The 20,034-nt window shown below is 32.6% G+C and carries 13 protein-coding genes; 10 read left to right on the top strand and 3 right to left on the bottom strand.

Going from position 1 to position 20,034, the window contains the following annotated elements; genetic code table 11:
• Positions 1 to 142: 142 nt before the first annotated feature.
• The 3 genes from IAI10_RS21115 to araA form a co-directional block, all read right to left on the bottom strand.
• Positions 143 to 1,003, bottom strand: coding sequence for a Cof-type HAD-IIB family hydrolase (locus tag IAI10_RS21115; protein WP_315675295.1), 861 nt, complete (start codon positions 1,001 to 1,003; stop codon positions 143 to 145).
• Positions 1,004 to 1,229: 226 nt separating this feature from the next.
• A complete protein-coding gene (locus IAI10_RS21120; RefSeq protein WP_315675296.1) occupies positions 1,230 to 2,147 on the bottom strand; it encodes a winged helix-turn-helix transcriptional regulator in 918 nt (305 codons plus the stop codon).
• 285 nt (positions 2,148 to 2,432) lie between these two features.
• Entirely contained in the window at positions 2,433 to 3,923 is a 1,491-nt protein-coding gene (gene araA, locus IAI10_RS21125; RefSeq protein ID WP_315675297.1) for an L-arabinose isomerase, read from the bottom strand.
• Between the two features lie 234 nt (positions 3,924 to 4,157).
• Between araA and IAI10_RS21130 the strand changes: the two genes are divergently transcribed.
• From IAI10_RS21130 to IAI10_RS21175, 10 genes are all read left to right on the top strand, one after another.
• On the top strand, positions 4,158 to 5,243 hold the full coding sequence (locus IAI10_RS21130; RefSeq protein ID WP_315675298.1) for a GntR family transcriptional regulator: 1,086 nt from the start codon (positions 4,158 to 4,160) through the stop codon (positions 5,241 to 5,243).
• 123 nt (positions 5,244 to 5,366) lie between these two features.
• Complete coding sequence (locus IAI10_RS21135; RefSeq protein ID WP_315675299.1) at positions 5,367 to 6,056, top strand: L-ribulose-5-phosphate 4-epimerase; 690 nt, start codon at positions 5,367 to 5,369, stop codon at positions 6,054 to 6,056.
• A gap of 17 nt (positions 6,057 to 6,073) precedes the next feature.
• Positions 6,074 to 6,718: a fructose-6-phosphate aldolase gene (gene fsa / locus IAI10_RS21140; RefSeq protein WP_315675300.1), complete on the top strand. Its 645-nt coding sequence runs from the start codon at positions 6,074 to 6,076 to the stop codon at positions 6,716 to 6,718.
• 156 nt (positions 6,719 to 6,874) lie between these two features.
• The gene (locus tag IAI10_RS21145) at positions 6,875 to 7,921 is read left to right on the top strand and encodes an aldose epimerase family protein (protein WP_315675301.1); all 1,047 of its coding nucleotides are present in this window, start codon (positions 6,875 to 6,877) and stop codon (positions 7,919 to 7,921) included.
• Positions 7,922 to 8,993: 1,072 nt separating this feature from the next.
• Positions 8,994 to 10,319, top strand: a complete 1,326-nt coding sequence (locus IAI10_RS21150) for a sugar ABC transporter substrate-binding protein (protein ID WP_315675302.1) — start codon at positions 8,994 to 8,996, stop codon at positions 10,317 to 10,319.
• 69 nt (positions 10,320 to 10,388) lie between these two features.
• Positions 10,389 to 11,330 carry a sugar ABC transporter permease gene (locus tag IAI10_RS21155; protein ID WP_315675303.1) on the top strand — a complete coding sequence of 314 codons (942 nt, stop codon included), beginning with the start codon at positions 10,389 to 10,391 and terminating at the stop codon, positions 11,328 to 11,330.
• Between the two features lie 14 nt (positions 11,331 to 11,344).
• Positions 11,345 to 12,208, top strand: coding sequence for a carbohydrate ABC transporter permease (locus IAI10_RS21160; RefSeq protein ID WP_315675304.1), 864 nt, complete (start codon positions 11,345 to 11,347; stop codon positions 12,206 to 12,208).
• A gap of 70 nt (positions 12,209 to 12,278) precedes the next feature.
• A complete protein-coding gene (locus tag IAI10_RS21165) occupies positions 12,279 to 15,149 on the top strand; it encodes an alpha-L-arabinofuranosidase C-terminal domain-containing protein (protein WP_315675305.1) in 2,871 nt (956 codons plus the stop codon).
• A gap of 36 nt (positions 15,150 to 15,185) precedes the next feature.
• Entirely contained in the window at positions 15,186 to 16,154 is a 969-nt protein-coding gene (locus tag IAI10_RS21170) for a family 43 glycosylhydrolase (RefSeq protein WP_315675306.1), read from the top strand.
• A 78-nt stretch (positions 16,155 to 16,232) separates the two neighbouring features.
• The gene (locus IAI10_RS21175) at positions 16,233 to 19,967 is read left to right on the top strand and encodes an alpha-L-arabinofuranosidase C-terminal domain-containing protein (RefSeq protein ID WP_315675307.1); all 3,735 of its coding nucleotides are present in this window, start codon (positions 16,233 to 16,235) and stop codon (positions 19,965 to 19,967) included.
• Positions 19,968 to 20,034: the final 67 nt, after the last annotated feature.

Raw genomic sequence — 20,034 nt, forward strand, 5'->3', positions numbered from 1 at the left:
CCAATTATAAGTCGCAATCCCTAAGAGTTCCTAGAACTCAAACGATAATATCAACATTTTAAAACATAGCCTCCCGAACTGAAGGAAGTTTTAAATCAGTGTAAAAATCAATACTGATTTAAAACAGAACCTAATAAAATGATCACAGAGCATATTTCTCTATGGCCCAAGCAACGCCATCCTCTAAATTTGTTTTAGTAGTATACTTGCTTATATTTTTTATAGACTCATCAGCATTTCCCATAGCTACTGTATATCCAAAATCCATGGATAGCATAGAATAATCATTTTCGCTATCGCCTATAGCCATAACTTCCCTCATGCTTATATTTCTTTCTAAAGCATATTCTTTAAGAGCTAATCCTTTTTGTGCTTTAATATCTGTGATCTCTATATTTATTGGAAAAGATGAAACTACAGATAGTTGTGAGAATGCAGATAGATCTTTTCTCAAAGACTTCAATAATTCTATATTGGAATGTATAGTAGAGATTTTATATATAATAGTGTTTCTGTCTAATAATTCTTCCATTGATGCAGAATGTTTAATTCTAGATAGAATTCTTTTTATATTTTTATTAAAATTTTCTTTTTTGATTCCAAAGTTTACTGCCATGGACATGAAATCATTATAGAAAAAATCATTTAAATATTCTTTTGAAACAGTGGTGTATACACCTTTATTTGTAAGTATATCATTATATAAATTGTGTTGCTGCAAAATATCAAAGACTTGTATTACATTAACTTTTGACAGAGGAGTATGCGCTAATTGATTACCGTATCTATTAAATATACCAGCACCGCTCATGCATATATAATCACAGGAAATACCAGCATTTTCAACTGGAATTTTTGCATCGTTAAAATTACGGCCTGTACAAATTATAAATTCGATTCCTTTTTCTTTAAGTTTATTAATTGCTGCCACGTTTTTTGGACTTATTTCGTTACTATCATTTAGAAGAGTCCCGTCCATATCTACAGCTACTAGTTTTATCATAACATCATCCTTCCTTAGTAAAAATTTCTACTATAATAATATGATATTTGTATCATCCAAAAAAGTCAAAAAAGTTTTAGTTAAAAAATAATAAGATACTTTAACTATAGAAAGTATCTTATTATTAGGTTCTGCTATAAATCAGTTTTGATTTTTACACTGATTTATAGCTTTATCCAGACCAAACGAAGCATTTATCAACATTCTCTTAAAACATGACCTATTGTTAAGCTGTTGGAAGTTCATAAACAATTCTTATATTTATGCCTTGATTATAGTTACCGAAATTTTTTCCGAAAATGGTTAGGCCTCCTACGTGTTTTGTCTCTTTAGGTACAGCTAGCTTAAATATTATATCGCTCTTATAATTCAAAGCGATATCTTCTATAGTTATATCAGAAATTTTTAATCCATCTATGAAGGTGCCGAATTTATTAACTGTCAAAAGTTTTAGAAGGCCATATTGATTCCAGTTTGGAAACCACCAAGAAGGGGTTAGAATGCCCTTACTGTCCGCATAATCACCAGGACTAGTCCAGCTGCCTACATTTATATCATTTATGAAAAAATGAATATCAGAGGGCCATATGCTGCAATTTCCAGGGGCTTCAGAACTTATTTCCATAGAAATCTGTATTTCTGAAAAGTTTTGACCAGGTTTTAGATAATTAGGTATTCTGTATTCTATAAAGCCTTTAGTAAACCAAAGAATATCGGCATTAATTCTAACTGGATCTGCAAAATAACTAGGGTTGTCAACTTCACCTATAAGACTTTCCTTTGTAGCTATACCGCAAGTTGGCGAAATTTCATAGGAGGAATAGTGGCCTATACCTATTTCAAGTTCATAGGAGTTTTCGATATCCTGAGCACCTATATCTATTACAAATTTATCCTCATGAAGGCAGCATATTTTCTGGATTCCATGCTTTGCGGTAAGAGTGTTTATTTTGATTAATCCGCATTCCTCTAATTTTTTTACGTGCATAGTTATTGCTCCATTAGTAAGTTGAAGCTTCTCAGCCAATTCATTCATATTCAACTGTTTATTTTCAGCTAAAAGTTCTAATATCTCTATTCTAATATCTGAGCTAAGAGCTTTAAATAATGGCAAACTATCCTTTAAATCTGTTATATGTATCATCCGAAATCTCCTCTAGCAATTTAATCCATAGTATTTAATAATAAAATACTAACTATGACATTATTATACTATTTTAAAACAGAAAGTGAAATAATATTTTATATTTTTCTAAAATGAATAATATCTTATAATACAAAATTACTCTATTTTTGTGCAAATTGCACAAAGTATATATAAAAGAAATGCTGAATGTAAAATGTTTTATATATTTTTGCAATAAAATTAGGCATAAGTGGATATGCATTGATAATCCTCCTATGCCTAATCTTATTAAAACATATCCAATTATTTAAGCTTCCAAGCTAAGTCATTCCATAATAGTTCTTTTTTGAATTCTGGTATTTTAGTATCTTTATCGATAACAACTACTTCTATTCCGCTCATTTCAGCGAAGTCCATTAACTGCTGAGTTGAAACATCGAAGGAGAAACTAGTGTGATGAGCTCCTCCTGCTAAGATCCAAGCGTGAGCAGAAACCTTAAGAGAAGGTAATGGCTTCCATAATGCTCTAGCTACTGGTAGCTTTGGAAGGTCATGGGGTGCTTCTTTTACTTCTACCTCATTAATTAACAGTCTGAAACGATTGCCCATATCTAAAAGAGTAGCGCATAATGCGTTTCCGCTAACGCTGTCAAAGACCAATCTTGCTGGATCCTCTTTTCCGCCTATACCGAGAGGATGCACTTCTACTCTGGGCTTTCCAGCAGCTATTGTTGGACACACCTCTAGCATGTGAGCACCAAGAATCATCTCGTTTCCGGATTCTAAATGGTAAGTATAATCTTCCATGAAAGCTGTTCTATTATTACCTGCAATTATTTTCATTATACGGAGCAGGGCAGCGGTTTTCCAATCTCCTTCAGCCCCAAAACCATATCCTTTTGACATAAGATGCTGAACTGCTAGTCCAGGAAGCTGCCTCATTCCATGTAAGTCTTCAAAATTTGTTGTAAAAGCTGTAAATCCTCCTTCCTCAAGGAAAATTTCAAGAGCTGCTTCTATTTTAGCCTGTTCTCTAACAGAAGCCATTTTAGAATCATCTGAAAGTAATTCTTCTGAAAAATAATATTCTTTTTTATATTCTTCCAATAATGCATCTACTTGTGCTTCTGAGACTTCTGACATTTTATCTACTAAGTCATATATACCGTAAGCTTGTACTTCCCAGCCAAATATTATTTGAGCTTCCACTTTATCGCCATCGGTAACAGCTACATTTCTCATATTATCTGCAAAGCGGGCTACTTTTAAGGATTTTCCTTCAACATAGGCAGCCGCAACTTTTGTCCAATTATTTATCTCATCGATAACCTCTTGGTCATTCCAATAGCCAACTACAATTTTTCTTCTGATTTGCATTCTAGCGCCTATAAAGCCGTATTCTCTGTCGCCATGAGCAGATTGATTGGTGTTCATAAAATCCATGTCCATGGTTTCCCAAGGAATTTCTCGATTATATTGAGTGTGAAGATGCAGTAATGGTTTGTTCAATTGCTGAAGCCCAGTTATCCACATTTTAGCTGGAGAAAATGTGTGCATCCATGTTATTACACCAGCGCAATTCTCTGCTGAATTTGCCTCTATACAAAATTTAGTTATTGAACTTGAAGTAGTTAATATGTTTTTAAAGACTATTTTATAACCTGAAAGTATTTTTTTATTTAAATTTTCAACTATTTCTTTAGAGTGAGTCTCAACTTCTTTTAAAGTATCGTCACCATATAAGTGCTGACTTCCTGTAACAAACCAAAATTCATAGGGTTTTGTAGCTAACATTTTAAATCCTCCTTAATAGTAAGCATATAAACATACAATTTTTATATTAATCTTTATATTTGTACGTACATTAATTATATTGTAAACATTTCTATGGAATAATTCAATATAAAAAAATAAAAAAGTGTTAGATGCTTCAAGGATTTTATAATAAATAAACATTGACAGAAGGAAATAATGTTATAAAATAAGACTATAGGATATACGTACAATTAATTCGAGGAGATATGAAATATGAATGAAGAAACAAAAGTGTCTAAATATATGCAAATAGCTTCGTTTTTTAAAAAGGAAATGGAAGAAGGAAGAATTGCATATGGGCAGCAGCTTTTAACTGAAAATGAAATAGTAGAGAAATTTTCGGTAAGCCGTCATACAGTGAGGCAGGCGCTCATGGAGCTGGAGAACAATGGCTATATAAAAAGAGAGCAGGGGAAAGGCACTTTTTGTAGTTATATAGAAGGAAGTAAAATAAAAGAGAAAAAAACTATAGCGGTCTTAACTACCTATATATCAAACTATATTTTTCCTTCTATTATATCTGGTATTGAGGAAGTATTAAGTTCATCTGGATATGATCTTCTTTTATATAATACAAACAATGAAAAACAAAAGGAAAAAGAATGTTTAGAAAAGATATTGGAGAATGAAGTTTCAGGTCTCATAGTTGAACCAACTATGAGTGCAGTTGATAATATAAATATTAATTATTATTTAGAGCTTGAAAAAAGAAATATACCTTACATCATGATAAATAGTAAATATCAAGAGCTTAAAGCGCCTTTTGTAGGTATGGATGATGAAGAAGGTGCATATATTCTAACTAGATATCTTTTGCAGCTAGGGCATAAGAACATAGCTGGGATTTTCAAAAATGATGATTTGCAAGGGCTAAACAGAGAAAAAGGGTATATAAAGGCTATAAGGGAAAGTGGTTTAGCAGTTGATAGTAAAAATATAGGCAAATATGGTACTAAGGAAAAGGAATATTTCCCGCAAGATTTTACCAATGGATTGTTAAGAAAAAAAGAGAGACCAACAGCTATAATTTGTTATAATGATCAAATTGCAGTTCAAGCGCTTCAGGCTATAAGGGAAATGGAATTAAGAATTCCACAGGATATAGCTTTGGTTGGATATGATGATTCTTACATAGCTACTGCAACAGAAGTAAAGCTTACTACAATACGACATCCTAAGGAAGAGCTTGGAAGAAGAGCAGCTAGAATGCTTATGGACATAATAGAAGGTACAATAGTTCATGAATCCTACATATACAAACCTGAACTTATTGTAAGGGCTTCTACCACTGGATTTTAATCATTTGTTTTAATTACTATTAGCTCTTATTACAGAGGAGCTAATAGTATTTACATATTTTTATTATAAATATATTTGTACGTACAATAATAACAATTTGTATGAAGTATAGGAGATGTTCAAATGTTAGAAGAATTAAAAAAACAGGTTTTAGATGCTAATATAATGCTTCCCCAGTATGGGCTAGTTAAATTTACTTGGGGAAATGTTAGCGGCATAGACAGAGAGAAAGGGTTAATAGTTATAAAGCCAAGCGGAGTCCCCTATGATGAATTGACCATAGAGAAATTGGTCGTTTTAGATCTAGAGGGAAATGTGGTGGAAGGAGACTTAAGACCATCTTCGGATACTCCTACTCACATAGAACTATATAAAAAATATGAGGATATGGGAGGAATCGTTCATACACATTCTACTTGGGCTACTATATGGGCTCAAGCAAATATGGAAATGCCAGCACTTGGTACAACTCATGCGGATCATTTTTATGGAAATATTCCTTGTACAAGAAAGCTTACTGAGGCAGAAATAGAGGAAGATTACGAAAAAAATACGGGGAAGGTAATTATAGAAACCTTGGGAGATTGCAATGTTATGGCAGTGCCAGCGGTGCTTGTAAGCTGCCATGCTCCATTTACTTGGGGGAAAAATCCTAAGGAGGCTGTAGTCAATTCTGTAGTATTAGAAGAAACTTGTAAAATGGCTTATCACACAGTAAGTTTAAATAAAGAAATACCATCATTAGATCAATATCTTTTAGATAAGCATTACTATAGGAAACATGGAAAAAATGCTTACTATGGTCAAAAATAATTAGGAGGTATGTTCATATGAAACTGTTTATTGATACTGCTAATGTTAATGAAATCAGAGAAGCGAATGAAATGGGGGTTATTTGCGGGGTAACAACAAATCCTACATTAATAGCTAAAGAAGGAAGGGACTTCAAGGAGGTTATAAAAGAAATAACTTCTATAGTTGATGGTCCTATAAGCGGAGAAGTCATAAGCTCAGATAAGGATGGTATGATCAAGGAAGGAAGAGAAATAGCAAAAATTCATCCAAATATGGTAGTGAAAATTCCTATGACTGCAGAAGGACTTAAAGCAACTAAGGTGTTGTCCAGTGAAGGTATTAAGACAAATGTTACATTGATATTTAGTCCTGGCCAAGCTCTTCTGGCAGCAAGAGCAGGTGCTACTTATGTAAGTCCGTTTTTAGGAAGATTAGATGACATAAGCACGGATCCTATAGAACTTATAGATACTATAACAACTATATTTAATGTTCACAATATAAAGACAGAAATAATTGCTGCAAGTATAAGAAATCCAACCCATGTAATAGAAGCAGCTAAAGCAGGAGCTCATATTGCTACTGTACCTTTTAATGTGATAAATCAGATGTTAAAGCATCCGTTAACTGACAGCGGTATAGAGAAGTTTATGAAAGACTGGAAGGCTATTTTTGGTTAGTATTTTAGAGGGGTAATATGAAAAGAATATAGATAATTTAACCATGAATGCAATAAGAATTCTTTCAAATGGAGAAAAGTAAGAAGGTTCTAAATAAGAGTATTATTTTGCGCTTATTTAGAACTATTTCTTTAATTTATATGAGGAGTGAAATAAATGAGATATTCTAGTAAAGTTTTAGGAAACTATAATGGGGACGATGTGATTGAATATACCATTGAAAATAACAATGGCATCAGAGTATCTGTGCTTAATTTAGGTGGGGTAATAACTGGAATATTTACTCCAGATAAAAACGGAAATTTTAAAAATATTGTATTAGGTTATAAAAATATTGAAGATTACTTTGAGAACGAAGCCTATTATGGAGCTGTTATAGGAAGATTTGCAGGACGAATATATAAAGGAAAGATCCAAATAGAAGATAAAGAGTATATTTTAGAACGAAACAATTTAGAAATAAATAATCTTCATGGAGGAAGCTTTGGATTTCAAAGAAAGCTCTGGAAAGTAAACGATTTTAAGAACGAAAATGAATTAGCACTTCAGCTTGAATATATTTCAAAAGACGGAGAAGCAGGTTTCCCAGGAGAAGTAAAAATTACGGTTAAGTATGTATTGAATAATAATAATGAGTTTTACTTTTTTATTCAAGGGGAGACTGATAAAACCACAGTTCTTAACATAACTAACCACAGCTATTTTAATTTAAGCGGAAATGCTGAAAGAAATGTATTGAAGCACAAATTAAAAATAGTTTCCCATAAGTTTTTGGAGTTGTCAGAAGATTTTGGAGCTACAGGAAAAGAGATTGATGTGAAGGGGACTCCTTTTGACTTTAGAGAGGAGAAGGAAATTGGCAAAGATGTAGAGTTAGATGATTATCAGCTTAAGGCAGGAGGAGGATATGATCATCCTTTTAAATTTGATAATTACATAGGAGAAGTAGAACTCAAGGATGAGAAATCTGGAAGAGTTATGAAGGTTTCTACTAACAATTCCTATGTGGTAATCTATACAACTAATTATCCGGTAGAAAAAGTTCTCTATAATGAAAAAATGCCTGAGAAAAGAATGGCAGTATGCATAGAAACTCAAAATGCACCTATAGGAGTAAATGCTTGCTACAAAGAGCAATCTATCCTTAAAAGAGGAGAAGAATATAAAAGATGGACTAAGTATAAATTTGATATATTAAAATGATGATATGATTTAAAACAGAACGAAAAACAAAGTTTTAGGGAAGCGATATTGCTTCCCTAAAATTTTATAAAAGTATATGTTTTAATCAAATTCTTTATCAGAATTTGATTAAAACAAAACCTATAAAAATAGTGTACAAAAATTAATTTATGTAAATATATAATAAAAAACTATTATTATATATTTTTTTAAAATATTTATTTAAAATTGTTGACTTGTAAAGAAATTAAATGTAATATTAAATTGTAATGTACGTACAAATTTTAAACCATATATGAACAAATTCTTTAGAAAAATTGTGTAAAATAGCGGCATAAGGGTAAAATATATTAGGCTATATAATTAATCAGTACTTTATTATAATCATGATTTTATAATAGATATTACGAAGCTATAAAAAAGTAATTATAGTATTGATTTAAAATATAGTAAAGTATTTTTGTTTTCAGAGAAAATTAATATAAAAGTTAATTGAATAATAATGTTTTATCAATAAAAAGCAGGCTAGAAACATAAAAAAACAAATATATTTTACAAATATGTAAAACGTTTTACAAAAATATAATATAAAGCATTGACTTAATAGACAAAAGCGCTATAATATAATTAAGATAAAAAATTACATTATTACCAAATTAATTTTTTTTAATGCTTTATGAAAATGTTTACCCATTAATTATATACTAAGTATGAGAAAAAATAAAAGGAAATTATTAAATTATTTTAAAAGCATAATGTTAAAAATATCATATCTTTAGAGATTGAAAAAATAATTTGAGCTGATATTGTTTTATATGATTATAAAACAATAAATAAATGAATTATTTTATAAGCTTTAATTATTAAAGCAAAAATGTTAACGTTTTGATTTTAACTAACGTATAATTGTTTTGCTAAAAATTACTTTAACATTAAATAAATCTAAGTAATAAGACAATTATTTTAAATTAGTTTGCAAGGATTTTTATTCCTTTAATCTAATAAATGAACTTGGATATTTGAGGTTGAAAATCCTGCTTATAAATTTTTCAAGAGCCTAAAAATCAAAATATAAATTATAGGGGGAGAAAAAATGTTAAAACATTCAAAAAAATTACTAACACTAATGTTAGCAGCATGCTTAGTAGTTGGTACTACTCTAACAGGGTGCGGAAAGAACAGTTCGTCAACTTCAAGCGGCGGGGTTGTACAGCTTACTTACAACGCTTGGGGATCAGCAGATGAAGATGCAGTTATGAGAAAATTGTTGGATGCTTTTGAAGCTAAGTATCCTAAAATTAAGGTTAAGTATAACCATATTCCGGATGATTACTCTAACAAGATGAATACTGTTCTTGCTGGTGGAGCAGCTCCAGATGTATTTTTAACCTCAGATGGTGATTTTGGAAGATGGGTAAAAGCAGGTCTTATTTTGGACATGCAGAAATATGTTGACAAAAGTGGAATCGATTTAAATGACATGTGGGACAGCGCTCTTGTAAGATACAAATATGACGGAAAAGTTTTAGGTAAGGGAGATCAATATTCTTTACCAAAGGATATTGGGCCAACAGTTCTTTTTTACAATAAAGACATATTTAAGAAGGAAGGAATTCCATTTCCAAGTGCAGATAAGGCTATGAACTTGCAGGAATTCCAAGATCTTGCAATAAAACTTACTAAAAAAGATGTCTCAGGAAAGGTTACTCAATACGGAACAGGACCACTTTGGTGGGAAGGATATGTTTGGTCCAGTGGCGCAGATTTCTTAAGTGCAGACCATAAAGAATTTGTTTTAAATTCTAAAGAAGGTATTGCTGCAATGCAATATGCAGCAGATTTAATCAACAAATATCATGTTTCTCCAGATGCCAAAGCTACAGCAGCTATGAGTGCAGATCAAATGTTTAACACTGGCAAAATAGCTATGATGGGCGGTGGAAGATGGATGGTTCCTACCTATAGAAAGTTATCTTTTGATTGGGATGTAGCACCTATGCCAACAGGATCACTTGGAACTGGTTATAGCTGGTCTGGATCAGTTGGATATTCAATCTATAAAAAATGTAAACATCCAGAGGAAGCATTTACTCTTATTAAATTCTTAGCAGGACCTGACGGACAAAAGCTTGGAACTCAATTGGGATTCCAAATACCAACATTCAAATCAATGTCTAATACTGACTTATTCTTACAAAAAGGTCAGAAGCCTGAACATGCAGAAGTATTCATTAAGGCAGCTCAAGACGAAAAACCAGGTACATGGACACTTACACCAAACAGCAAATGGCTTGATACTTTCAACCAGAGAATAAATAACCTTTGGGAAGGAAAGGGAACTGCAGAAAAAGTTCTTAATGATATGAAACCTGAAATCGATAAGCAATTAAAGGAAGGAAATCCTGAAATCTTTAAATAATGTTTATCCAATCAAAGGAAATCTAGAGATAGGTTTCCTTTGATAATAATAATAAGTAGAGGTATTAATATGAGTAATAATGTTAATTTAGGGATTCATAAAAAAGTAAATTCAGACAAATTAACTAAAACAAATCATAAAAAATTCAAAAAGAAATATTTATACGGATATTTGTTTATAGCTCCTCCTTTTATAGGATTTACTCTATTCGGACTTATACCTATCGTATATTCATTTTATATAAGTTTAACTAATTTTGATTTATTCAATGCACCAGTTTTTGCAGGAGTATCAAATTATGTTAAATTGTTTACGGGTGATCCGCTATTTTGGAAATCTATGTTTAATACTGTATATGCGGCATTAGGTATACCTATAGGATTAGCGTTTTCTCTGCTGATAGCATTAGGATTAACTCAAAATATAAAAGGAATTAATTTTTTTAGAACTGCATTTTTCTTGCCTTCAGTTTGTTCAATAGTAGCATTAACACTTATGTGGAAATGGATATTTAATTCAGATTATGGGGTTTTAAATACTGTTTTAGGATATTTACACATCAAGGGACCTAATTGGCTCAGCAGTTCAGCGTGGGCAATGCCAGCTATGATAATACAGGGGGTTTGGGGAGGATTAGGTACAGGAATGGTGCTTTACATTGCTGCAATTAAAAATGTCCCCAAAACTTTTTACGAAGCTGCCGAAATAGATGGAGCTAATAAGTGGGCGCAATTCTGGAATATTACACTTCCATCCATATCACCAACAACATTTTATTTGCTAATTACTGCAGTAATAGGTGCTATGCAGGCGTTTGTTCCATATATGATAATGACTAATGGCGGTCCTGATTATTCCACAACTACAATAGTTTTATATCTATATAATAATGCATTTAAATATATGAATATGGGATATGCATCAGCTATGGCATGGGTTTTATTTGTAATAATAATGGGATTAACGATTATAAACTTTAAGGTTTCCAGCAGATGGGTTCATTATGATTAATGGAGGTAATATAAATGAGTAGTGCGGTAATAGTAAGTAGAAGTAAAAAGAAAAGAAAAATGATAATTAAAAATACTATTGTATATATTTTCCTTGTAATAGGAGCTATTTTTATGGCAATTCCATTTTTGTGGATGTTATCCACATCTTTAAAAACTGAGGGAACAGTATTTAGCATTCCTCCTCAATGGATTCCTGATAAATTAATGTGGTCAAACTATTCTTTAGCTGTTAGCCAAGGAGAACTTGTGCAAGGACTAGTAAATACATTAACAATAGTAATACCAACCACCATAATTGGCTTATTTTCATGCTGCTTAGCAGCTTATGGATTTGCTAAAATGGAGTTTCCTGGCAGAGATAAATTGTTTATGCTGCTGCTTTCAACCATGATGATACCAGGAATAGTAACGATGATACCTTCATTTGTAATATTTAAACAATTGGATTGGCTAGATACCTTTAAACCTCTAATGATACCAGGTATGTTTGGTGGAGCTGCTTGTATATTTTTTCTTAGACAATATTTTATGACTCTTCCTAAAGAGCTAACTGAAGCGGCTGAATTAGATGGACTTAGCTATTTTGGAATATTTTTAAGAATAGCATTACCCTTATCTAAACCAGCAATAGCAACACAGGCAATATTTGGATTTTTAGGCGGTTACAATGATTATATGGGACCATTAATATACTTAAATAGTCCGGATAAGTTTACTTTGCAGTTAAAGCTTGCAACTTTTAACGGTGCATATTCCTCTTCCTGGACTCTTATAATGGCAGGATCAGTGCTTGCTCTTATTCCTACAGTTGCATTATTCTTCTTTGCTCAGAAATATTTTATAGAAGGCATAGTCATGACAGGCATGAAAGGCTGATTATGGTGTGCAAATAAATCTTTTGAATAATTATAGTAAGAGATTTCTTACTGGTATGTAGGTGGAAAAGGTGAAAAAAATTTATAAAATATTGATTTTTGCTGCTTTGATTATTTTTGTAGTTACTACAGTTAGCATAAAAGTATTCGGAAAAGATGATTTGAAAAAAAACTTAGTATTATATTATAAATTTGATGTTTCAAAAGAAGATACAGTTATTGATTCCTCTGGAAATAAAAATGATGGAACCTTAGAAGGAACAGCCAAAATAGATACTATAGGAAGAGTTAACGGCGGTCTTACTCTTGATGGAAATGGCAGTGTAAGGATGCCGGATAAAATTTTGAATGGACTGAATGAAGTTACTATTTGCGCTTGGGTTGAATTTAATGCTAGCAGCGGATCTGACTGGCAGAGAGTATATGATTTTGGAAGCGATTCAAATAACAATTTGTTTTTGAGTAAAAATAGAACAAATAATTTCAATTGCAATAAAAATGTGGAAGGCATAAGCGGAGGTAAATTGCTGTCAGACGATACTTGGCATTTTATAACTACTGTAATAACTAAAGATACAATGATCTATTATGAAAATGGAGTAGAGATAGGAAAAAAAGAACAGTTAAAGAATAAACTAAACGGACTTAAGGATTCCGTGGAAAATTATATAGGTAAATCCAAATATGACGGAGATCCTAATTTAACAGGGTTTGTGGATGAATTTAGAATTTACAGCAAGGCATTAACTCCTAAGCAGATTAATGATTTAATGTATTATAAAATATCTGATGAAGATATTGTAACCATGGATGGCGAGAAGATAGGCATAAATGATGGAGAAGAAATAAGCAGCGATTTGATTTTGTCAACAAAATTAAGCAGCAAAACAAAAGTCAAATGGACATCAAGTAATAAGAGCATTATTTCAGAGGATGGGAAAGTTACCTTACCTTCAGGTAAGGATGATACTAAGGTTACATTAAGCGCTAAAATTCAAACTGGCAAAGCTGTTATGGAAAAGAAGTTTGAAGTTTATGTTGTACCTAAGGGAGCAACTAATTATAATGTTCAAATTAATACTAATACTCCTAAATTTGACATAAGTCCTACACTTTATGGATTATTCTTTGAAGATATTAATCATTCTGCTGATGGCGGCTTATATTCTCAGCTCATTCAGAATAATTCCTTTGAATATGAAGATAAACTTCAAAGCTGGGAATTAAAGAAAGATAGTGCGGGCGAAGGAAAAGTGGAGGTAATGAGTGAGTCACCTCTAAATGAAAATAATGCTGATTATGCAAGGTTAGAAGTTTTGAAAGCAAGCCAAGGCGTAGGCATAATTAATTCAGGATATAAAGGCATATCTGTAAAAAAGGGCGCCAAATATGATTTCTCCATATGGGAAAGAAACTCTGTAGATAAGGAAGTCAATTTGTTTGTTCAAATAGAAAATTCTCAGGGAAAAGCAATATCTGATATAAAGAGCATTCCCGTTATAGGCAATAAATGGAGCTATTATGAATCGGAGCTTACAGTTAAAGAAACTGATGATGATGCTAGACTGTATGTATACATTAAAGAAAACACAACAATAGATATGGACATGATTTCTCTTTTTCCACAAGATACATGGAAGGGAGAGAAGCATGGACTTAGAAAAGATTTAGTTCAAATGCTTTATGATATGAAGCCCAAATTCCTTCGATTTCCTGGAGGCTGCATAGTGCAAGGAAAAGAAAAAGAAGATATGTATGAATGGAAGGACACCATTGGAAAGATAGAAGAAAGAAAAGTAAATAAAAATTTTTGGGGATATTATCAATCTTATGGTTTAGGTTTTTATGAGTATTTTAAGTTGTGTGAAGATATTGGAGCTGAACCGCTGCCGGTAATAAATGTTGGTATGAGCTGGCAAAGTGGCGGTGAAGATGCTGTAAGTGATTATATGGCAGAACCTGGAGAGGAGTTAAATAAATATATACAGGATGCACTGGATTTAATAGAGTATGCAAATGGTGATGCAACCACTACTTGGGGAAAAAAGAGAGCTGAAAGTGGGCATCCAGCGCCCTTTAATTTAAAATACCTAGAAATAGGTAATGAGCAGTGGGGGGACGTTTACTTTACTAGATTTCAAGAATTTGAAAAAGCAATAAAGCAAAAATATCCAAGCATTCAGCTAGTGGTTAATTCAGGAACTGCTGCTTCTGGTAATATATTTGATGCAGCTTGGAATTGGACAAAATCTAATAATTTTACTGGAATAGTAGATGAGCATTATTATATGCCAACAGATTGGTTTTTAAATAATGCCAACAGGTATGACAGCTATGACAGAAATGGAGCTAAGGTGTTTGTTGGAGAATATGCAGCTCAAGATGAAAATAAAAAGAGTACCTTAGAAACAGCTATAGCGGAAGCAGCTTATATGACAGGCCTTGAGAAAAATTCGGATATTGTAAAGATGGCCTCCTATGCACCCTTATTTGCTAAAGAAAATGATTCACAGTGGACTCCTGATATGATTTGGTTTAACGGAAGTAAAGTTTATGGCACTCCAGATTACTATGTTCAAAAAATATTTAGTGAGAATACTGGAAATAAACTTTTAGAAACTTCAATTAAGGCTCGTAATGATAAAACTCAGGGAATGTATATTGTTTCAAGCATGGATGAAGCAACAGGAGAGGTTATTATTAAAGCAGTTAATTCATCAAAATGGGCTCAAAAGATAAGCTTTGATTTAGGATTACAAAATGAGAACAAGTTATCAGGGCTGGAAATAAAGCTGACAAATAAAGATAGTAAAGCAGAAAATTCTTCCGCTAACCCTAATAATGTGGTTCCAATTAGTAAAAAGATAGAGGAGTTAAAATCTAAATTTGAATACAATTTTGATGGACAATCAGTTACTATAATACGATTAAAAATTAAATAGTTTAAAATAATTTAATTGAAGGATAAGGAGAAAATTATGTTTAACGATGAAGAATATAGAAATCCAATAGTGCCTCAGGCTGCAGATCCGTTTGTATATAAGCATGAAGATGGATACTATTATTTTACAGCTTCCGTTCCTCAATATGACAGAATCGAGCTTAGAAGATCTAAGACAATTCAAGGATTAGGAAAAGAAAAGCCTACAATAGTTTGGAGAAAACATGAATTTGGAGAAATGAGTGCCTATATATGGGCACCAGAAATCCATTATATTGATAAAAAGTGGTATATATATTTTGCAGCAGCTAAAGTTAGTGATGTTAAAAGTGAGATGTTTAATCATAGAATATATGTGCTAGAGAATTCTTCTGCCAATCCTTTAGAAGGAGAATGGGTGGAAAAGGGCCAATTGAAAACAAATTGGGAATCTTTTTCTCTTGATACTACAACCTTTGAACATAATGGAATAAGATATTTAGTTTGGGCTCAAAATGATCCTAATATACGAGGAAACTCTAATTTATATATAGCAGAATTAGAGAATCCATGGACCATAAAAGGAAAACAGGTAATGCTTTCTAAGCCAGAATATCCTTGGGAAATCATAGGCTTCTGGGTTAACGAGGGACCTGCTGTAATTAAAAAAAATGGAAAAATATTTATAAGTTATTCAGCTAGTGCCACTGATTATAATTATTGCATGGGTCTGTTGTCTGCTGATGCGTACAGCGATTTACTAGATCCAGCATCTTGGAAAAAAGCAAAAGAACCTGTGTTTACAACTAATGAGCAGGCAAAGCAATATGGACCGGGACATAATAGTTTTACAGTATCAGAAGATGGAAAATCAGATGTGCTGATTTATCACGCTAGAAATTATAAGGAGATAGACGGAGATCCACTTGATGATCCTAATCGACATGCAAGAGCTCAAAAATTTACTTGGAATGAGGAGGGTATGCCTAATTTCGGAAAACCAGCAGCGGATTTTGAATTTGTATAGAAATATATTATTGGGGATGGTTAATGCATTTTGTAAAGACCACCCCTTTTATAAAAGTATTTTAAAAGGAGACTATTTATGATTAATGAAAGCAATAATACCATAGATAGCAAAATAATTGCTAAATACGGCTTTGATGATATTGAAAATGCAGGTAAAGACAGCTCTTTAAATAAAAACAACGGAATAGCATCAGGAGAAGTAAAACCTTTTATTTCAATGGTTGATGGCAGGCTAGCTGCTAGATTTACTGGAGGTAAAAGTGGCACTTCCTACATAAAGCTGCCTGAAAAAGTGTTTAATAAAATTGATGATTGTACAGGACTTTGTATTTGTACCTGGGTATATCTTGAGAAAAGTTATTCAGTATGGGAAAGAATATTTGACTTTGGAAAGGGTATTGAAGGACCATATTTTTTCTTAACTCGTAATTTAAGAGGAGTTTGCTTTGATAGAGGAGAATTATTTGCAGATTCAGGTAAAACCTTTCCTGTAGGTGAATGGTTTCATGTAGCTATCTCCATAAGAGGTACAAAAGGTGGAAAACTCAGCAATGCAGGTCCTATTGTATATGTAAATGGAGAAATTGCTGCAGATGGATCTATTAGTCAGACCTCAAGTGGAAATTATAGAAAGCTTCAGGAATGGTTCAATACCTTTAAAGATGAGAATAATTACATCAAAAACTATATAGGGAAATCACAATATGCTGCAGATGTGGATTTTTCAGGAGCGCTGTCGGATTTTCGTGTATATAATACAGCTCTTGATGAAAATGAAATAGTCAATATCATGTGCGAGTCAATTAAGGACAGCGATATTGTAAACTTGGCTAAAGAAAAATATTTATCCTTAGCCACTGATATGATAAACAAGGATATCTATTTACCAAAGTCACTTATGGGAGAAAAGGTTGAAGTAATATGGAAATCAAGTGATGAAAGTATATTATCTAGCAATGGGGCAATAGGTAATGTGGTAGAACCTAAGGGAGTTACCCTTGCTGCTTCCTTGAAAAAAGGAGAATATGTTGCTAAAAAAGAATTTAACCTTTCTGTAATCCCTAAAAACTTACCTACACATGTTCTTACTGTAAAAGGTGATAAAGAAAAAATAGATATAAGCAAAACCTTATACGGTTTGTTCTATGAGGATATTAACAATGCTGCAGATGGCGGACTATATGCTGAGCTTATAAAAAATAGATCCTTTGAAGCCTTTACTTATGATACCTATTCCACAAAATCTGGTGAAAATGCAAGATCTACAGGAAAAAATCATACTCCTTTATATGGATGGTATGGAGATTTAAATAAGGTTACTGTAAAAAACCAGGGTGGATTAAATGAATTTTTGTCCATTGAAGATAATGAAATCAACTCTTACTATATAACTGCAGCTGACGGAGCCAAATTGTATAATAGAGGCTTTAATGACTCCAATAATCACTGTGCAATGTTTGTTAGAAAAGGGGAAAAATATATATTTACAGTTTGGGCAAAAGCTTCAGAGGCAGCAAAAATAGAATTACAGTTGTTGGATAAGCGAGGTAATGCCATAAGTGATATTTGCGTTTCGGAAATTGACGGCGGTAATGTATGGAAAAAGTATGATAAGCTTAACTCTGTAGCATTAACTGCTGCTGTAACTGAATATGGACAGCTTGCATTGAGCTTTGTTGGTGATGTATCCATTGATATGGTATCCTTGATGCCTGAAAATGTATGGGGATTTAAAGAAGAAAAGAGCTCTAAGACCGCTAATTTAAATTATAAGAAAAATCATAACTATAGATTGAGAAAGGATTTAGTTGAAGCTTTAGTTGATTTGCATCCAAAATTTCTTCGTTTCCCAGGAGGCTGCATATCGGAAGGATCTTATATATGGGAAAACGTGTATGATTGGAAGGACTCTGTGGGAGATGTAGAGTTGCGTAAGGAAAATTTTAATGTCTGGGGTTACATGATGACCATGGGCCTTGGGTATATGGAATACTTTCAACTAGCAGAAGATTTAAAAGCAACTCCCTTACCTGTCATGGCCTGTGGAGTACTTTGTCAGGCTCGTTCAGATTATGCAAATCCTGCGGGAGGAGCCTTGAGAGAAAGATATATAAAGAACTTTATAGATTTAATTGATTTTGCCATAAATATGGACTTTGAAAATAATAAATGGTCAGCTCTTAGAAAGAGCATGGGACACGAAGCTGCTTTTGATCTTCATTATCTAGGCGTTGGTAATGAAAATTGGGGAACTGAATTCTTTGCTAATTTCGAAGTATTTAAAGCCGCTATTGATGAGCATATGAAAGTAAATTATCCAGGTTATGAATTAAATATAATTTCTACTGTAGGTGCTCAAGCGGATGATGATGCCTATCAGCAAGGCTGGAAATTCTTGAGTGGAAACTTAGAAGAAAGCGGAACTATAAGATTTACCGATGGTAAAGAAAGTTATGAAGAAGCTGTAAGCCTCTATAAAAAGCAAAAGGATTATATGGAAACCATCGCTGATGAGCATTACTATCGTTCAAATGATTACCTATTAAATAATGCAGATAGGTACAATTACTACTATAGATCAGAAAATTACAAAGAAACTTCAAAGGTCTTTGTAGGGGAGTATGCTTCTACCGATAAAAATACTTTAGCAGGAGCAGTAGCTGAGGCCGCTGTTATGACCGGCTTTGAAAGAAATTCCGATGTAGTAAGACTTGCTGCCACTGCACCATTATTTAATAAGGTAGTTACTGATGGACAATATAGATGGACACCTGATTGTATTTGGTTTGATGATGAGAATGTATGGCGTACACCTAATTATTATGTGCAGCAAATGTTTGCAAAATATTTAGGAGATAAACTATTAGAAACATCATTTTCCAGCTATAGAAATGGAAGGCTTGAACAATATTCACCTAAAGGCGGTATTGAAATAGCAGCTGGAAATGCTGATATAATAATAAAAAATGTAAAAGTAATATCAAATTTAGATAATAGCGTTATTCTGGAGCAAGATTTCACAAAAAAACTAAATCCACTATGGATGGTTATTCCTGGCTCTATAGGCTATGAAATAGATGAAAATAGGGGAATTATTTTAAAGGGTCAGCAAAAAGGATTAAATGGATTATATATAATTGATGCTGAATGGACAAACTATAGAGTGGAAGTAGCAGCTACAAAATTGTCTGGTGTGGAAGGGATTTATATAGGGGTAGGATTAACTAATATCTCTAAAGATAAAAAGAACGTAATTGAATATGCCGTTAATTATAATGGACACGCCACAGGCGTTAAAGTATATAAAAAAGGCGTAGAGGGATATACATTAGGAGATTATTCTTCTAGCACAGCAGCAGGAAACCTGAGAGCTGCCTGCTTGGAAGAACTAAATAATAACACTGAATATATGATTACTGTGGATTATGGAAATGAATCAGGTGATAAGCTAATCTGTTCTTACTCAAGTGGTGAGTGGCAAAGTAAAATACTAGAATATAAATTGGAAAGTTATAATGATGAAATATTTAATGCTGTAACTAGGAACGAAAAGCAGGTATTTATAAAACTTGTAAATGCTGATAATATTGATAAAACAACAAAAATTATCATTGAAGATTTAAAGTTTGAACACTTAGGGAAAATGGTTACTCTAACTGGGGAGGCTTCTCTTGTACATGTACCTAATGTTAATAAAAAAGGAGAAGAAATAATTAAACCCTGCCAAGCTGAAATATATTTTGAGGACAGCAGCGCAGTTATTAATATTCCAGCCAATTCTGTGAATGTATTAGTCCTAGACGTACAATAACTTTAAATCGGTATAAAAATCAACACTGATTTAAAGCAGAGCCTAAAAATAAATTTAGAGGATTTAG

Origin of the sequence: Clostridium sp. 19966 (assembly GCF_032335695.1) — a bacterium.
Taxonomy (GTDB): Bacteria; Bacillota; Clostridia; order Clostridiales; family Clostridiaceae; genus JACTOJ01.

Excerpts from the sequence above, each read along its gene's own strand:
- fsa (WP_315675300.1), top strand. The coding sequence starts at position 6,074 with ATGAAACTGTTTATTGATACTGCTAATGTTAATGAAATCAGAGAAGCG.
- IAI10_RS21120 (WP_315675296.1), bottom strand. The coding sequence starts at position 2,147 with ATGATACATATAACAGATTTAAAGGATAGTTTGCCATTATTTAAAGCT.
- IAI10_RS21115 (WP_315675295.1), bottom strand. The coding sequence starts at position 1,003 with ATGATAAAACTAGTAGCTGTAGATATGGACGGGACTCTTCTAAATGAT.
- araA (WP_315675297.1), bottom strand. The coding sequence starts at position 3,923 with ATGTTAGCTACAAAACCCTATGAATTTTGGTTTGTTACAGGAAGTCAG.
- IAI10_RS21175 (WP_315675307.1), top strand. The coding sequence starts at position 16,233 with ATGATTAATGAAAGCAATAATACCATAGATAGCAAAATAATTGCTAAA.
- IAI10_RS21160 (WP_315675304.1), top strand. The coding sequence starts at position 11,345 with ATGAGTAGTGCGGTAATAGTAAGTAGAAGTAAAAAGAAAAGAAAAATG.
- IAI10_RS21145 (WP_315675301.1), top strand. The coding sequence starts at position 6,875 with ATGAGATATTCTAGTAAAGTTTTAGGAAACTATAATGGGGACGATGTG.
- IAI10_RS21135 (WP_315675299.1), top strand. The coding sequence starts at position 5,367 with ATGTTAGAAGAATTAAAAAAACAGGTTTTAGATGCTAATATAATGCTT.
- IAI10_RS21150 (WP_315675302.1), top strand. The coding sequence starts at position 8,994 with ATGTTAAAACATTCAAAAAAATTACTAACACTAATGTTAGCAGCATGC.
- IAI10_RS21155 (WP_315675303.1), top strand. The coding sequence starts at position 10,389 with ATGAGTAATAATGTTAATTTAGGGATTCATAAAAAAGTAAATTCAGAC.
- IAI10_RS21170 (WP_315675306.1), top strand. The coding sequence starts at position 15,186 with ATGTTTAACGATGAAGAATATAGAAATCCAATAGTGCCTCAGGCTGCA.
- IAI10_RS21130 (WP_315675298.1), top strand. The coding sequence starts at position 4,158 with ATGAATGAAGAAACAAAAGTGTCTAAATATATGCAAATAGCTTCGTTT.